At 73.7% G+C, this 15,477-nt stretch carries 17 protein-coding genes and 1 pseudogene; 7 read left to right on the top strand and 11 right to left on the bottom strand.

Features of this window, described 5'->3' with window-relative positions:
• Positions 1-18: 18 nt before the first annotated feature.
• Positions 19-729, bottom strand: a complete 711-nt coding sequence (locus tag ACLF5H_RS06460) for a VIT1/CCC1 transporter family protein (protein ID WP_421675087.1) — start codon at positions 727-729, stop codon at positions 19-21.
• Between the two features lie 179 nt (positions 730-908).
• Here ACLF5H_RS06460 and ACLF5H_RS06455 point away from each other — a divergent pair, with 179 nt between their 5' ends.
• The 5 genes from ACLF5H_RS06455 (at position 909) to ACLF5H_RS06435 (ending at position 5,830) form a co-directional block, all read left to right on the top strand.
• A complete protein-coding gene (locus tag ACLF5H_RS06455; RefSeq protein WP_421675086.1) occupies positions 909-1,892 on the top strand; it encodes a DEDDh family exonuclease in 984 nt (327 codons plus the stop codon).
• A gap of 169 nt (positions 1,893-2,061) precedes the next feature.
• Entirely contained in the window at positions 2,062-2,295 is a 234-nt protein-coding gene (locus ACLF5H_RS06450) for a hypothetical protein (protein ID WP_111586429.1), read from the top strand.
• 44 nt (positions 2,296-2,339) lie between these two features.
• Complete coding sequence (locus tag ACLF5H_RS06445) at positions 2,340-3,170, top strand: SURF1 family protein (RefSeq protein WP_421675085.1); 831 nt, start codon at positions 2,340-2,342, stop codon at positions 3,168-3,170.
• Positions 3,171-3,248: 78 nt separating this feature from the next.
• Complete coding sequence (locus ACLF5H_RS06440) at positions 3,249-5,069, top strand: glycoside hydrolase family 15 protein (protein ID WP_421675084.1); 1,821 nt, start codon at positions 3,249-3,251, stop codon at positions 5,067-5,069.
• Positions 5,070-5,074: 5 nt separating this feature from the next.
• Positions 5,075-5,830 carry an SDR family oxidoreductase gene (locus tag ACLF5H_RS06435; RefSeq protein ID WP_421675083.1) on the top strand — a complete coding sequence of 252 codons (756 nt, stop codon included), beginning with the start codon at positions 5,075-5,077 and terminating at the stop codon, positions 5,828-5,830.
• Positions 5,831-5,883: 53 nt separating this feature from the next.
• On the opposite strand, the gene amaP is transcribed toward ACLF5H_RS06435, so the two are convergent.
• From amaP to ACLF5H_RS06410, 5 genes are read right to left on the bottom strand one after another with little or no spacing between them, the layout of a single operon-like run.
• Complete coding sequence (gene amaP, locus ACLF5H_RS06430) at positions 5,884-6,465, bottom strand: alkaline shock response membrane anchor protein AmaP (protein ID WP_421675082.1); 582 nt, start codon at positions 6,463-6,465, stop codon at positions 5,884-5,886.
• Between the two features lie 5 nt (positions 6,466-6,470).
• The gene (locus ACLF5H_RS06425; protein ID WP_421675081.1) at positions 6,471-7,064 is read right to left on the bottom strand and encodes a DUF6286 domain-containing protein; all 594 of its coding nucleotides are present in this window, start codon (positions 7,062-7,064) and stop codon (positions 6,471-6,473) included.
• Entirely contained in the window at positions 7,061-7,435 is a 375-nt protein-coding gene (locus ACLF5H_RS06420) for a hypothetical protein (protein ID WP_421675080.1), read from the bottom strand. Before ACLF5H_RS06420 ends, ACLF5H_RS06425 begins: the two co-directional genes overlap by 4 nt.
• Positions 7,432-7,614, bottom strand: a complete 183-nt coding sequence (locus ACLF5H_RS06415) for a hypothetical protein (protein ID WP_421675079.1) — start codon at positions 7,612-7,614, stop codon at positions 7,432-7,434. The genes ACLF5H_RS06420 and ACLF5H_RS06415 overlap by 4 nt, the downstream gene beginning before the upstream one ends.
• A gap of 48 nt (positions 7,615-7,662) precedes the next feature.
• Entirely contained in the window at positions 7,663-8,133 is a 471-nt protein-coding gene (locus tag ACLF5H_RS06410; protein WP_421675078.1) for an Asp23/Gls24 family envelope stress response protein, read from the bottom strand.
• An 87-nt stretch (positions 8,134-8,220) separates the two neighbouring features.
• On the opposite strand from ACLF5H_RS06410, the pseudogene ACLF5H_RS06405 reads away from it, so the two are divergent.
• Positions 8,221-8,885 (top strand): annotated as a pseudogene (locus ACLF5H_RS06405) (nucleopolyhedrovirus P10 family protein).
• A gap of 3 nt (positions 8,886-8,888) precedes the next feature.
• Here ACLF5H_RS06405 and ACLF5H_RS06400 read toward each other — a convergent pair.
• From ACLF5H_RS06400 to ACLF5H_RS06390, 3 genes are all read right to left on the bottom strand, one after another.
• Positions 8,889-9,692 (bottom strand): enoyl-CoA hydratase/isomerase family protein, encoded by an 804-nt coding sequence (locus tag ACLF5H_RS06400; RefSeq protein ID WP_421675077.1) that lies wholly within the window; start codon positions 9,690-9,692, stop codon positions 8,889-8,891.
• Between the two features lie 117 nt (positions 9,693-9,809).
• Positions 9,810-10,031 (bottom strand): helix-turn-helix domain-containing protein, encoded by a 222-nt coding sequence (locus ACLF5H_RS06395; RefSeq protein ID WP_004002281.1) that lies wholly within the window; start codon positions 10,029-10,031, stop codon positions 9,810-9,812.
• Positions 10,032-10,366: 335 nt separating this feature from the next.
• Entirely contained in the window at positions 10,367-11,965 is a 1,599-nt protein-coding gene (locus ACLF5H_RS06390) for an ABC-F family ATP-binding cassette domain-containing protein (RefSeq protein WP_421675076.1), read from the bottom strand.
• A 200-nt stretch (positions 11,966-12,165) separates the two neighbouring features.
• On the opposite strand from ACLF5H_RS06390, the gene ACLF5H_RS06385 reads away from it, so the two are divergent.
• Positions 12,166-12,579, top strand: coding sequence for a VOC family protein (locus ACLF5H_RS06385; RefSeq protein ID WP_421675075.1), 414 nt, complete (start codon positions 12,166-12,168; stop codon positions 12,577-12,579).
• A 45-nt stretch (positions 12,580-12,624) separates the two neighbouring features.
• On the opposite strand, the gene ACLF5H_RS06380 is transcribed toward ACLF5H_RS06385, so the two are convergent.
• Positions 12,625-13,830: a hypothetical protein gene (locus ACLF5H_RS06380; protein WP_421675121.1), complete on the bottom strand. Its 1,206-nt coding sequence runs from the start codon at positions 13,828-13,830 to the stop codon at positions 12,625-12,627.
• Between the two features lie 403 nt (positions 13,831-14,233).
• The gene (locus ACLF5H_RS06375) at positions 14,234-15,361 is read right to left on the bottom strand and encodes an alpha/beta hydrolase (protein ID WP_421675074.1); all 1,128 of its coding nucleotides are present in this window, start codon (positions 15,359-15,361) and stop codon (positions 14,234-14,236) included.
• Positions 15,362-15,477: the final 116 nt, after the last annotated feature.

Below are 15,477 nucleotides of genomic sequence, written 5' to 3'. Positions count from 1 at the left end.
CGACCGGGTCGGCCCGGATCACACGCCGACCGCCCCCAGCAGGCTGCCCGCCGCGTACGTGACCGCCATCGCCAGCGCCCCGCCGCCCACATTGCGCAGCACCGCCCGCCGGGGGGCGGCGGCGCCGAGGCGGGCGCCGGCCCAGCCGGTGAGGACGAGCGCGGCGAGCACGGAGAGCACGGTGACCGGCAGCCGCCACCCGGCCGGGGGCAGCACGATGGCCAGCAGCGGCAGCAGCGCGCCCACGGTGAAGGCCAGGAAACTCGCCCAGGCCGCGTGCCATGGATTGGTCAGCTCGTCGGGGTTGATGCCCAGCTCCACACTGGCGTGGGCGCGCAGCGCGTCCCGCTCGGTGAGCTGCCCGGCGGCCTCCCGGGCCACCTCCTCGGACAGCCCGCGCGCCTGGAGCATCTGGGTCAGCTCCCGCAGTTCGGCCGCGGGCTGCTCGCGCAGTTCCCGTTTCTCCACGGCCAGCGCGGCCAGCTCGGAGTCGCGCTGGGTGGAGACGGAGACGTACTCGCCCGCCGCCATGGACATCGATCCGGCGAGCAGCCCGGCGAGGCCCGCGGTGAGCAGCGCGGCGCGGCTCCCGGTCGCCCCGGCCACGCCGACGACGAGGCCCGCGGTGGAGACGATGCCGTCGTTCGCGCCCAGCACGGCGGCGCGCAGCCAGTTCAGCCGCGAGCCGAGCGCGCCGCCGTGGTTCTCCTCGTGCTTGGGTTCCGTCACAGCAGCGAGGATCGCACTGCCGGGCGTGCCCGCGCCGCCGCGACGCTCCACGCAGCGACAACAGGCCCGGGGGAAAGGGCCGTTCGGCGCGGCCGGGGGCCGGCCCGGTACCCGGGCGGGCCGGGCCGGGAGGACCTGTGGGGCGGAGATGTCGGTCGTGGCCCGTATCCTCAATGACCATGCTCGAAGACCGTGCGACCGCAGTGTCCTCCGCCACCCAGTGGCCGACCGCGTATCCCCAGGGATACGCGGTCGTTGACGTGGAGACCACCGGCCTGGCCCGGCACGACCGGATCATCTCCGCCGCCGTCTACCGGCTGGACGCGCGCGGCGAGGTCGAGGACCACTGGTACACCCTCGTCAACCCGGAGCGCGATCCGGGACCCGTGTGGATACACGGTCTGACCACCGAGGTGCTTCAGGGCGCGCCGCTGTTCGCGGACATCGCCGAGGAGTTCGCGGCCCGTCTGGACGGCCGGGTGCTGGTCGCGCACAACGCGGTCTTCGACTGGCAGATGATCGCACGGGAGTACGCGCGCGCCGAGCGCCTGGCGCCGGTGCGCCAGCGGCTGTGCACCATCGCGCTGTCGAAGGAGCTGGGGCTGCCGCTGCCCAACCACAAGCTGGAGTCGCTCGCCGCGCACTTCGGCGTGGTGCAGCAGCGGGCGCACCACGCGCTGGACGACGCGCGGGTGCTCGCGGAGGCGTTCCGGCCCAGCCTGCGGGCCGCGGCGGCGGGCGGCGTACGGCTGCCGCTGCTGGAGTGCCGCTCGCTGACGGAGTGGTCGGACGCGCCGGTGCCCCGGCAGTCCTCCCCCGGCTACGGCGGCTACCGCCAGGGCAGTTGGCGCCCGTCACGCAAAAGGCCCGCATGCCCCTATCCCAACCCGGGTCGCTATGAAGACGGCAAACCTCTCAAACAGGGCATGCGGGTGGCGTTCTCCGGTGACACCTCCACCGAGCGGGAGCTGCTGGAGGACCGGGCGACCGAGTGCGGGCTGCATGTGGCGTCCAGCATCTCCCGGCTGACCAGCCTGCTGGTGACCAACGATCCCGACTCGGGCACCTCCAAGGTGGTCAAGGCCCGGCAGTTCGGCACGCCGGTCGTGGACGAGGCCGCGTTCGGGCAGCTGCTGCGGGATGTCGAGCCCGCGGACGGGTGAGTCCGGCGCCGCCGAGGCGGGACGCGGACCCCACGGACGGGTGGACGCGGACCCCACGGACGGGTGGACATGGGCCTCACGGACGGGTGATCGTACGAAAGAGTGATTGACGCACGACTCACCCGGCGTCCTCTCGCCCGGGCCCGCGCGACGGATCACCCTGTGGCGCATGGCGAGATGTGAAGTGTGCGGCAATGACTACGGAATGACCTTCGAGGTCCACGCCCAGGGCGCGGTCCACGTCTTCGACTGCTTCTCCTGTGCGATCCATCGCATGGCCCCGATCTGCGAGCACTGCCGGGTGCAGATCATCGGGCAGGGCGTGGAGGTGGACGGCCACTGGTACTGCGGCGCGCACTGCGCCCGCGCGGAGGGCCGTACGGGGGTCGTCGACCGGGTGTGACCCGCCGGACGGGCGACACCGGGAGCGACCCGGTACCCGCCTGAATGCACCCCGCGGCCCGGATGTACCGTCGTGGGGTGCATCGCTACCGCTTCCTGTTGTCCCTCCAGTGGGTCATCCTCACCATCGTCGCGATCGCGTTGATCCCGACGATGATCAAGCTGGGTTTCTGGCAGAAGCATCGCTACGAGGAGCGCACCGCGCGCAACGACCTCGTCTCCTCCGCGCTGCACGCCGAACCGGTCCCCGTGGAACGGCTGTCCTCCCCCGGACACGCCGTGACCCGGACCGAGAGGTACCGCACCGTCACCGCGACCGGCACCTTCGACACCGCGAAGACGGAAGTGGTCCGGCGCCGGACCAACGACAACGGCGACGTCGGCTACCACGTGCTGACCCCGTTCGACCTCGCCGACGGCAAGGTGCTGATGGTCAACCGCGGCTGGGTCGCCGCGGACGCCTCCCAGACCGCCTTCCCGAAGATCCCCGCGCCGCCCGCGGGCCGGACCACCATCAGCGGACGCCTGATGGCCGACGAGACCACCGCGGCCAGCGGCATCAAGAACCTCAAGGGCCTGCCCGAGGGGCAGATCATGCTGATCAACAGCACCGAGGAGGCGCACCGGCTCGGCGTGCCGGTGCTCGGCGGCTACATGGAGCAGACGGCTCCGGCGCCCAAGGGCGGCTCGCCGGAGCAGATCTCCGACCCCGGCACCGAGGACGCCCCGCTGAACTACGCCTACATGATCCAGTGGTGGCTGTTCGCGGCGGCCGTCCCGGTCGGCTGGTGGTGCCTGCTGCGCCGGGAGATCCGGGACCGGGAGGCGGCCGCGGCGGCGCCGCAGCCCGAGAAGAGCGAACCGGCCGCGGTCTGAGCGCGCGGGGGGGCGCCCATGTCACTCCCCCGGCGCACCACCTGATTGGCCCCCAGGCCCACCGGGAAACCGCATCCCGTGAACCCCCGTACCAGGGACCGTGCCCGGATCGAGGACCACGCCCTCATCGGCGACGAGCAGACCGCGGCGCTGGTCGGCAGGGACGGCTCGATCGACTGGCTGTGCCTGCCCCGCTTCGACTCCGGCGCCTGCTTCGCCCGGCTGCTCGGCGGGGCGGACCACGGCCACTGGCGGATCGCGCCCGGGGCCGCGGGCGACGAGGACGTCTGCACCCGCCGCGCCTACCGCCCCGACACCCTCGTCCTGGACACCGAGTGGGACACCCCCGACGGCACGGTCCGCGTCACCGATCTGATGCCGCAGCGCGAGCGCGCCCCCGATGTCGTGCGCATCGTGGAGGGCGTCAGCGGCCGGGTCACCGTCCGCAGCACCCTGCGGCTGCGCTTCGACTACGGCTCGATCATGCCGTGGATGCGCCGCTCGGACGGCCACCGGGTGGCGGTCGCGGGCCCCGACTCGGTGTGGCTGCGCTCGGAGCCGCCGGTACGCACCTGGGGCGAGGACTACGGCACCCACTCCGAGTTCACCGTCGGCGAGGGCGAGCGGGTCGCGTTCGTGCTCACCTGGCACCCCTCCCATGAGCGGCGCCCCCGGCTCGTCGACCCCTACGAGGCCCTGGAGGGCAGCGTCACCGACTGGCGGCGCTGGGCCCGGCGCTGCCGTTACGACGGACCGCACCGGGACGCCGTCGTCCGCTCCCTGATCACCCTCAAGGCGCTCACCTACGCCCCGACCGGCGGGATCGTCGCCGCGCCCACCACCTCGCTGCCCGAGCGGCTGGGCGGGGTGCGCAACTGGGACTACCGGTACTGCTGGCTGCGCGACTCCACCCTCGCCCTCAGCGCGCTGCTCACCGCGGGCTACCAGGAGGAGGCCGAGGCCTGGCGCAACTGGCTGCTGCGCGCGGTCGCCGGCAACCCCGCCGCCCTCCAGATCATGTACGGCGTCGCGGGCGAGCGGCGCCTGCCGGAGACCGAACTGCCCTGGCTGCCCGGCTTCGCCGGCTCCTCCCCGGTGCGCACCGGCAACGGAGCCGTGGAACAGCTCCAGCTCGATGTGTACGGCGAGGTGATGGACTCGCTGTCGCTGGCGCGCGGCGCGGGCCTGCCCACCCGGCCGCACATGTGGTCCATCCAGCGGGCCCTGATGGACTTCCTGGCGTCGGCGTGGCGGCAGCCGGACCAGGGCCTGTGGGAGGTGCGCGGCGGGCGGCGCCACTTCGTGCACTCCAAGGTGATGGTGTGGGTGGCCGCCGACCGGGCGGTCAAGACACTCGAACAGGGCCAGGAGACCGGCGGCGACCTGGCGGGCTGGCGGCGGCTGCGGGAAGAGGTGCACCGGGAGGTCTGCGAGAAGGGCTACGACCCGGAGCGCAACACCTTCACCCAGTCCTACGGCTCCCGCGAACTGGACGCCGCCCTGCTGCTCATCCCGCGCGTCGGCTTCCTGCCGCCGGACGATCCCCGGGTGATCGGCACCGTCGACGCCATCCGCGCCGACCTCGGCCACGACGGCTTTCTGCGCCGCTACGACTCCGAGGAGGACGACGACTCGGTGGTCGACGGGCTGCCGGGCGGCGAGGGCGCGTTCCTCGCCTGCTCGTTCTGGCTGGTGGACGCGCTGCATCTGACCGGCCGCCCGCAGGAGGCCAGGGAACTGTTCGAACGGCTGGTGCGGGTGGCCAACGACGTGGGGCTGCTGGCCGAGGAGTACGACCCGGTCGCGGACCGCCAGCTGGGCAACTTCCCGCAGGCGTTCAGCCATCTCGGCCTGGTGAACTCCGCCCTCACACTGTTCGGGACCGAGGAGGCAGGATAGGGGCCATGGATCTTGGACTGAAGGACCGGGTGTACATCGTCACCGGGGCCACCCGCGGCCTGGGCAACGCGGCCGCGCGGCAGCTCGTCGCGGACGGCGCGAAGGTGGTGATCACCGGCCGGGACGAGCAGCGGGCCGCGGCGGCCGCCGCCGAACTGGGCCCGAACGCGGTGGGCGTGGCCATGGACAACGCCGACGAGCAGGCGCCCGAGCGGCTGATCGAGACCGCCCGTGAGCGCTTCGGCGGCTTCCACGGGGTGCTGGTGAGCGTGGGCGGGCCGCCGCCCGGCTTCGTCGCCGACAACACCGACGAGCAGTGGCGTGCCGCGTTCGAGTCCGTCTTCCTCGGCGCGGTGCGGCTCGCCCGCGCGGCGGCGGCCGAACTGGACGAGGGCGGCGTCATCGGCTTCGTGCTGTCCGGTTCGGTGCACGAGCCGATCCCGGCGCTGACGATCTCCAACGGCCTGCGCCCCGGGCTCGCCGGTTTCGCCAAGTCCCTCGCGGACGAGCTGGGTCCGCGCGGTATCCGGGTGCTGGGCCTGCTCCCGGCCCGCATCGACACGGACCGGGTGCGCGAGCTGGACTCCCTGTCCGCCGACCCCGAGGCCACCCGCGCCGCCAACGAGTCCCGCATCCCGCTGCGCCGCTACGGCACCCCGGAGGAGTTCGGCAGGGTCGCGGCCTTCCTGCTGTCCCCGGCGGCGTCCTATCTGACGGGAATCATGGTGCCGGTGGACGGCGGGATGCGGCACGGGTTCTGATCCCGAAGGTTCCGATCCCCCCGATCCCCAAGGCCACCCCGTCCGGCCACCGCTCAGGTGACCCGCTCCGCCCGGTGCCTGACCGCGCCGAGTCGGACCTCCACCGGGAGGGCGGGCAGGCCTGCCGACTCACGGGCACGGGCCAGGGGCCCGGAGGCGAAGTCGGCCAGCGCGGCCGACGGATCCACCTCGGGGGCCAGCCGCAGCAGGGCCAGCGCCCTGGGCTTCTTGCGCCGGCCCCGCAACCGCACCTGGGCATGGGCCACTCCGGGCCCCCTGGCGGCCTCCTCGGCCAGGGCGCTCTCCAGTGCCCTGGCCCGCAGGACGGCGGCGGCGCCGTCGCCGGTGTCCACGCGGATCTCGGCGAGCCGGTGCCGGCGCAGGATCGCGGTCAGCCACCACAGGGCCCCCAGCACGAGCAGGGCCAGGGCGGCGATGAGCGCGGGCCACCACCAGTCGGCGGCCCGGTAGTGGGTGCGCTCGGCGTGGCTGAGCAGGACATCGTGCGGGCCGCCGTGGATCCACCAGGTGGGCGGCCGGACGCCGAGGCCGACGGTGAGCACCGCGCCGCCGAGGGCCAGCAGGATCAGTCCGGCCAGGGCGAGCAGGACGCGGTTGAGTCGCCCGGAGCGCATCGCCGTCACCCCTTTCGCGCGGCCCGGGTCACCCGCAGGGCGAGCCGGGGCGGACGGGTCAGGCCGAGGCCGTGGATCGCCTCGGTGAGGGTGGTGTCCAGATCGGCGCGTACGTCGTCCAGTTCGCGGAAGTGCGAGACGGCGCGGACGGCGGCCTTGCGGCGGCGCACCCGTACCCGTACGGACCGTACGCCGGACAGTTCCATGGCGCGGTCGCGCAGCACCTGCGCCGCCGCGTCCCGCTTGAGCCCCGCGCGGACGTCCGGGTGCGGGCGGCGCATCGGCAGCAGGGAGCGGTGTCCCGGGGTGAGGGCGAGGGCGAGCAGCCACAGGCCGAGGGCCACCGCGAGGGCCGCCCCGGCCAGTACCCAGGTGTCGTCCAGGGGCCGTTCGGCCAGTTGGCGGGCGAGGGTGCGGCGCCATCGCATCGCGGGCCGGTGGGCGCGGACCGCGACGATGTCGTAGAGCAGCAGGCCCGCGCCGGCCAGCAGCAGGACGGCGACGATGCCCCCGGGGACACGGCGCGGCGCCCAGAAGCGGCCGCTGCCGCCCGCGTCCGCGGGGGCGTCGGTGCTCTTGTCGAGGGTGACCTGGCTCATCGGGCCCTCCCGCCCGCGGCCGTCGGCGGGTGCAGCCGCTCGACGCGCACGGCGACCTCGGAGACTCTCATGTTCACCAGCGCGCCCACCCGCTCGGTGACCTGGCGGCGCACGGCGGCGCAGCGGGCGCCGATGTCGCAGGGGTAGCCCAGTTCGAGCTGGACCCGGATCCGGGCGGTGTCGCGGTGGACGACCACCGTGGCGTGCGGTGCCCCGGCGTCGGCGGGCGGCGGGCCCAGGGCCTCGCGGGCGGCCTGCGCGGCGACCTTCGCCACGACGCGGTCGGCGATCCGGGTGGCGCCCCGCTCCCTGGGCGGCACCCGGGCCGGTGGGTGTCGTACCGCCCCCGTGCCGGTGGTCACGGCGGTCACCGCCGCCGGTCGCGGCTGCGGAAGAAGTCACCGAGGTCCAGGTCGCCCTCCGCGAGCCGGCCGACCACGAACCCGACGGCGCCCAGCGCCGCCACCAGCAAAAACGCGCCGAACCCGCCGAAGTACCCGGCGAACCCCAGCGCCATTCCGGCGATCATGCCGACCATGGCCGTGCTCATGCAGCGCTCCTCAGCTCATCGGGTGTACGGGGTCCGGCGCGGGCCCGGTCACTGGATCCGGGGCTCCGGCTCGTCCTCCTCCTCGTCGGGCAGCTTGACGTCGCTGACCGCGATGTTGACCTCGACGACCTCCAGACCGGTCATCCGCTCCACCGCGGCGACCACGTTCTCGCGCACGGCACCGGCGACATCGCCGATGGAGACGCCGTAGTCCACCACGATCTCCAGGTCGAGGGCGGTCTGCACCTCCCCGACCTCGGCCTTCACCCCGCGGGTCACCGACTTGGAGCCGCCGGGCACCCGGTCGCGCACGGCGCCGAGGGTGCGGGCGAGGCCGCCGCCCATCGCGTGCACACCGATCACGTCCCGGGCGGCCAGCCCGGCGATCTTCTCCACCACGCCGTCGGCGATGGTGGTCCGTCCCCGGGTCGACGGATCCCCGCCGCCGCGCCGGACGGCCTTACGGGTCGACGTGTGCGGCTCGCCGCCGCCTTCGGGGGTCGTCGTCATGTCGGTCATCGCCGTACGTCCCTTTCGGTCGTCCTCCTTGAACCACCGTAAGCAAGGTTGCGCGACCGCGCGCCGGGGATGCGGCAGGCTGGAGGAATGACGGACGCGTGGACGCAGGTCGTGAGGCATCACGTCGGGTTCGGCAGGATGCTGCCGTTGGGTGAGCCGGAGGACGGCGCGTGGATCGCGGAGGACGCGGCGGGCGCGGTCCTGCGCGGCGCGGCGGCGGACGGCCTGCCCGGGGTGCGCCTGGGCGCGCTGCGGATCGGGCTCGCCGATCCGCAGCGGGCGCCCTGCGGGTGACGGCGGACTTCGCGGCGACCGCCGTCGAGCCGCTGCCGGCCACCGCGGAGCGGCTGCGGGAGCTGCTCGCGACGGCGGCGGCCGAGCGCCTCGGCCTGCTGGTGACGGAGGTGGACCTGCGGATCACGGAGCTGCTGGAGCCGGACGGGCGGCTGGTGGAGGTACGGCCGCCGCGGCCACCGGAGGCCCGGGAGGCGACGGAACTGTCCGAGCTGCGCGCGGCCGAGGCGGCGCTCGCGGTGCCGGGGGTCGTCCGGCTGACCGGGCCGGGCCGGGCGGTCCGCGTCGAGGAGCGGACGGACGGCACGGCCGCGCTGGTCCACCGCCATGTGCGGGTGGACCTGGCGACCGACGCGACCCACCGGACCGTGGAGGTGGCCCGGCGGGTGCGCGCGGCCGTACGGGACGCGCTGGAGGACAGGCCGACGGTGGCCGTCCTGGTCACTTCGGTGGGCTGAGCCCTATTCGCCGATGCCGGCCAGGTCACGCAGGCGACGTGCCTGGGCCGCGCGCTCGGCGGAGCGCTGCTCGTCGTACGCACGGCCGACCGCACCGCTGAGCAGTGCCTTGGTCTCGACCACGGCGTCCCGCGGCGCGGCCACCAGCGCGGCGGTCAGGTCGCGTACGGCGCCGTCGAGTTCGTCCCCGGCGACGGCCAGGTTCGCCAGGCCCGAGGCCACCGACTCCGCGGCGCCGACGAACCGCCCGGTCACGCAGATCTCCAGCGCGCGGGCATACCCGAACAGGCCGACCAGCGGATGCGTGCCGGCCAGGTCGGGAACGATGCCGAGGCTGGTCTCGCGCATGGCGAACTGCACATCGTCGGCGACGATCCGCAGATCGCAGGCGAGCGCCAGCTGGAATCCGGCACCGATGGCATGTCCTTGTACGGCGGCGACGGACACGATGTCATTGCGTCGCCACCAGGTGAACGCCTCCTGGAATTCGGCGATGGTCGCGTCGAGCCCGGCATCGTCACGACGCGCGATATCGGTGAAGGTCGGCTCGCCCGGGATCCCCTCCGGGGTGAACATCTGACGGTCCAGCCCGGCGGAGAAGGACTTGCCCTCGCCGCGCAGCACCACGACACGGACGGAGCCCGGCAGCAGTCGGCCGGCCTCGGCGAGCGCCCGCCACAGGGCGGGGCTCTGCGCGTTGCGCTTGGCCGGATTCGTCAGCGTCACCGTGGCGATCGCATCGTCGACGGTGAGCCGTACGCCGTCCTTGTCGAGTACAGGAGCGAGGTCCTTGTCGGGCGTGGCCATGGGGCGCCTCCGATGGGTGCGGTCAGCGAAGCGGAGCTAAGTGACTGCACAGTAACCACCCGGCCGGTCGGATCGCCGACCGGGTGGCCACCGTCGAAGACGAGGGGCCGCCCGGAGTCAGGACGATGCGGCCTTCTTGCCCCGGGTCGCTCCGCCACGCCCTCGCAGCGTGACGCCCGACTCGCTGAGCATCCGGTGTACGAAGCCATACGAGCGGCCGGTCTCTTCGGCCAGTGCCCGGATGCTCGCACCGGAGTCGTACTTCTTCTTCAGGTCTGCCGCGAGCTTGTCGCGCGCGGCGCCGGTCACCCGGCTGCCCTTCTTCAGAGTCTCGGCCACCCGTGCCTCCTCATGGGAAGTGCGCTCTGGTCTCCTCATGATCACCCCTCCGGGGCGTGATGGCCACCCATTCGGCAAGGTCGGTGGGACATCGTTGTGACGACAGGAGCGGATCCCCACAAGCGGAATGCCGGATTCCAGCCGCCGCCGTCGACAGGGCCGAACGGGTGGGTCCACGAAGTACCAGGTCAGAGACGCGCCACGGCCGACCCCTTGCTGGACAAGGGATCGGCCGGGAAATCGGTGTACGACACACCCTGGTATGAGGAGATCTCACACAGATGGTGGATCACGGCTCGGCCGAATGATCCATACTCAGTGGATCAGACTTTCGATCACGCCAGGGCGACGAGGTCCGCGTAGTCGGAGCCCCACAGGTCCTCGACGCCGTCGGGCAGCAGGATGATCCGCTCGGGCTGGAGCGCCTCCACGGCGCCCTCGTCGTGGGTGACGAGGACGACGGCGCCCTTGTAGGTGCGCAGCGCGCCGAGGATCTCCTCGCGGCTGGCCGGGTCGAGGTTGTTGGTGGGCTCGTCCAGCAGCAGCACATTGGCGGAGGAGACCACCAGAGTCGCGAGCGCGAGCCGGGTCTTCTCGCCGCCGGACAGGACGCCCGCGGGCTTGTCCACGTCGTCGCCGGAGAACAGGAACGAGCCGAGCACCTTGCGGACCTCGACCAGGTCCATGTCCGGGGCGGCCGAGCGCATGTTCTCCAGGACGGTGCGCCCGGGGTCGAGGGTCTCGTGCTCCTGCGCGTAGTAGCCGAGCTTGAGGCCGTGACCGGGGACGACCTCGCCGGTGTCGGGCTGCTCGGCACCGCCGAGCAGGCGCAGCAGGGTCGTCTTGCCCGCGCCGTTCAGGCCGAGGATGACGACCCGGGAGCCCTTGTCGATCGCGAGGTCGACGTCGGTGAAGATCTCCAGTGAGCCGTACGACTTCGACAGGCCCTCGGCCATCAGCGGGGTCTTGCCACAGGGCGCGGGCTCGGGGAAGCGGAGCTTGGCGACCTTGTCGGACTGGCGGACCGCGTCCAGACCGGAGAGCAGCTTGTCGGCGCGCCGGGCCATGTTCTGCGCGGCGACCGTCTTGGTGGCCTTGGCGCGCATCTTGTCGGCCTGCGCGTTCAGCGCGGCGGCCTTCTTCTCGGCGTTGGCCCGCTCGCGCTTGCGGCGCTTCTCGTCGGCCTCGCGCTGCTGCTGGTAGAGCTTCCAGCCCATGTTGTAGACGTCGATGTTGGAGCGGTTGGCGTCCAGGTAGAACACCTTGTTGACGACCGTCTCGACCAGGTCGACGTCGTGGGAGATCACGATGAAGCCGCCGCGGTAGGTCTTCAGGTAGTCCCGCAGCCAGATGATCGAGTCGGCGTCGAGGTGGTTGGTCGGCTCGTCCAGGAGCAGGGTGTCCGCGTCCGAGAACAGGATGCGGGCCAGTTCGATACGGCGGCGCTGACCACCGGAGAGGGTGTGCAGCGGCTGGCCGAGCACCCGGTCGGGCAGGTTCAGCGCGGCGGCGATGGTGGCGGCCTCGGCCTCGGCGGAGTACCCGCCCTTGGTGAGGAACTCGGTCTCCTGGCGCTCGTACTGCTTCATCGCCTTGTCGCGGGTGGCGCCCTTGCCGTTGGCAATCCGCTCTTCGTTCTCCCGCATCTTGCGCAGCAGCACGTCCAGGCCGCGCGCGGACAGGATGCGGTCGCGGGCGAGGACGTCCAGGTCGCCGGTGCGGGGGTCCTGCGGGAGGTAGCCGACCTCGCCGGAGCGGGTGATGGTGCCGGCCGCGGGGATGCCCTCGCCGGCCAGGCACTTGGTGAGGGTGGTCTTGCCCGCGCCATTGCGGCCGACAAGGCCGATGCGGTCACCCTTGGCCACCCGGAAGGTGGCGTTCTCGATGAGGATGCGGGCGCCGGCGCGCAGCTCGATTCCGGTGGCGGAGATCACGGACAGACTCCTGGGCGTGCAGAGGTTGGCGGGTGGGCGGCTGAGGACGTTCCCGCCGTCTAATGCGCGAGGAGAATGGCCATGGGAAGAAGTCTAACGGGGCCGTGCAAGCCGTTTTCCCGCGTCCGCGCCCTCCGGGCCGCATCGCCGGGCGGCGGACCGGGGAGAACTTCCCGGGAGCCCCGGGAGGAGTGATCCGCATGGCATCGATGGGTGGAGGACGGCCGGGCATCTGTCCGACGCTGCTGTACACGGACGCGAAGGCGGCGATCCGGCAGCTCACACAGGGCCTCGGTTTCACCGAGCTGACGGTGTACGAGGCGGCCGACGGCAAGGTGCTGCACGCCGAGCTGGTCCAGGGCAACGGCGCGGTGATGGTCGCCTCCAAGGGCCGCGGCGGGCCCTTCGACGCGGCGCTGCGGCACGCGGGGCCCGCCGGGGTCTATGTCGTGGTGGACGACGTGGACGTCCACCACCGGCGGGCCGCGGCGTACGGCGTGGAGATCCTCATGCCCCCGACGGACCAGGAATACGGCTCGCGGGACTATCTGGCCCGGGACGTCGAGGGCAACATCTGGAGCTTCGGGACGTACGCGCCGGAGATCGGCGTCTGAGCCGCCCCGGCGGGCGCGGTCACCGCCACCCGCCGGCGTGCGGCCTCAGCCGCCGGTGTGCACCTGGAACGCGGCCCGGCGCACGGCCTTGGCGAGGGCCGGGTCGGGGTGCGCGGCGGCGAGGGCGACCAGGACCTGCACGGTGCGCGGGTGGCCGACGGCACGGACCTCGTCGAGCAGCCGGGGCACGGTGGGCTGCACCGCGGACTCCAGGTGCCGTACCAGCATCGGCGCCTCGCCGTGGTCGGCGACGGCCGCGGCGGTGTCCACCCAGAGCCAGGTGGCCTCCTCGCGGGTGAGCACCTCGTGGGCGTCCTCCGGGTCGAGACCGTCGTGCTCGGCGAGCCAGAGCAGGGCGTACGGCCGCAGCGTCGGCTCGTCCACCACCGCGCGTACGTCGGGCTCGGCGGGGGCGCCGACCACGCGCAGCGCCTCGAAGGCCAGCCCGCGCAGCAGGGCGTCCTCGCCGCGGGCCGCGTCGATCAGCTCGCTGACGGCGCTGCCTACGGTGCGGGCGGCGAGCCAGGCGCGGTACTCGGCGCGGGCCGCGTTGGGGCGCAGCTGGGCGCAGCCGCGCAGCATGTCCTCGGCGGACTGCTCGATGTTGCCGGCCGGGCTCTGCGCGGCCACGCAGATCTGCTCCAGCTTGACCCACACCGCCCAGCTGCCCAGCGGGGTGAGGGTGGCCTGGCCGGTGCCGCAGGTGAGGGCGCCGACGGAGGCGAGGGCCTCCAGCGCCCAGTCCAGGAGCGGCGCGAGGGAGGCGGGCGGGGCGTCCGGGGCCGCGGCGGCGGCCTCGACGGGGGGCTCGGTACCGGGCCCGTAGGAGACCTCGCAGCGTTCGGTGCGCAGCTCGGTGACCCGCTGCTGAAGCAGGTCGAGCAGCTGTTCGACCGGCACGGGTCCGGCGGACAGCTGGAGGAAGGAGAGCACCTGCGGCATGGCGGAGACGGCCTCCGCGACGGCGGCCGGCTCGTGTGCCTCGGGTTCGGGCAGGGCGAGCGACCAGGCGTCGAAGAGGGCGACCCAGCCGCGCAGCACGGCGCTGTCGTCCCGGTCCCAGGCGCGCAGCCGCCAGCCGGGGCGCGCGCTGTCGCCGTGCACCTCGACCAGCCCGGCCAGGCGCGCGGTGTCCCAGTCGGCGCGGATCTGCTCGGGGGTGAGCCCGAGGTCGGCGGCCGCGCGGTCGGCGGAGGCGGCGGAGAGGGTGGCCTTGCCGTCGGCGGTGGCGGCGTCACGGCCGGGGCCCAGGGCGTTGTCCGCCCAGCGGGCGACGCGGACCGCGCCGGACGCGGACCGCGCCGGCCAGCCCGGCGCGGGCCATTTTGGCCAGCTCGGCGGGCGCGGGGGTGCCCTCCGGCGGCCGGGGTGCGGGGCGGCGCGGGCGCCGCTGGTTCACAGCTGCGGGGGCGGCGGCCAGGGGTCGAGGTCGGACGAGTCGGAGCCTGGAGTCGCGCGGGATACGGGACGTCACAGGAGCAGTCTTCCGGTTGACGGTCCGAAAACCCAAACGGAATGTCACGGCGGGCGACAGGGCTGGCCAATGCACCGGGTTCCCCAGGGGGTCGGCAGGTGTATTTCAGCCAACCGCACGGTCACAACCGGAACGAGCCCGGCCGTTCCCGGCGCGCCCGGTGCGCCCCGGCGGCCGCCGTCACATCAGCGGCGTCAGGAAGCGCCGTAGCCGCTCCTCGTACGCCGGTGGGTCCGGGTTCCACATCGCCGCGTGCGGGGCGTTCGGCACGGTGTGCAGGGCGACCCGGTCGGGGCGGCGGGCGGCGAGCAGCCGGGAGAACTCCCAGGGGGCGACCCGGTCGCCGGGGCCGTGGATGATCAGGGTGGGTACGGCGAGCCGCCCGGGGTCGGTGATCTCGGCGACCCGGTCGGCGTGCAGCCCGGCGCGGCCCTGGGCGGCGCGGACCGCGAGCGGCAGCAGCGGGGCGGGGGTGTGCCGGGCGCGGGCGAGGGCGCGCAGCGTGGCCTCCCAGCTGAGCACCGGCGAGTCGAGGATCAGCCCGGCGATGTGCTCGCGCACGGCGGAGTGCTCGGCGGCGCGCAGCGCCATGGTGGCGCCGGTGGACCAGCCGAGCAGGACGACACGGCGGGCGCCGTAGCGCACGGCGTAGCGGATCGCCGCGTCCACGTCGCGCCACTCGGTCTCGCCGAGGTGGTTCAGGCCGTCCGCGGGGCGGGGCGCGCCGAGGTCGCCGCGGTAGGCGAGGGCCAGAACCGGAAGCCTGCGGGCGCGCAGGAAGCCCATCACGTTCATGGCGTGCTCGCGGGTGGTGCCGAGGCCGTGCACGGCGATCACCCAGGTGTCCCGGTCGCCGGGCAGGAACCAGGCGGGCAGCGCGCCGAGTTCGCCGGGCACGTCCACGTCGGCGTGGTCGAGGCCGAGCGCGGTGCGCGGGTTGCCGACGTGGACATTGGGGGTGAGCCAGACGGGGTCGCCGGGCGCGAGGGTGCCGTGCGTCACGCCCTCCAGGCGGCGTACGACGGTGTCGGCGGTGTGCGGCGCGGTGTCCAGGACGGGCCCGACGACGGCGTGCGAGCCGTCGCCCGCGAGGCCGTAGGTGCCGGGGCGCAGCGAGGCCAGGTCCCGGGTGAGCGTGATCTGGCCGGCCGCGGTGCCGTGCACGGTGAGCCGGGGCTCGGTGGGCAGCGGCCGGCCGCCGGTCGCCTTCAGCGCGACATCACTGGCGAGCCGCCCGGCGGCCACGGAGGCGAGGCCTGCGGCCACGACGGCGGTGACCGCGGCGGCGGTCGCTTTGAGGGGGTGCACGGCACCAGTGTCATGGGGGGTGCGGTGCCCGGCCAGTGGAGCGGCGGGGTGGAGTGAAGGGGGCAGATGTCGGGATGAAAGGTGCAGGGTCGAGGCCAGGTCGCGGATCGGGAAGC

Origin of the sequence: Streptomyces sp. LaBMicrA B280 (assembly GCF_049222185.1) — a bacterium.
GTDB classification, from domain to species: Bacteria; Actinomycetota; Actinomycetes; order Streptomycetales; family Streptomycetaceae; genus Streptomyces; species Streptomyces murinus.
The sequence above is the reverse complement of the archived record's forward strand: the minus strand, read 5'-3'. Positions and strand labels throughout refer to the sequence as shown.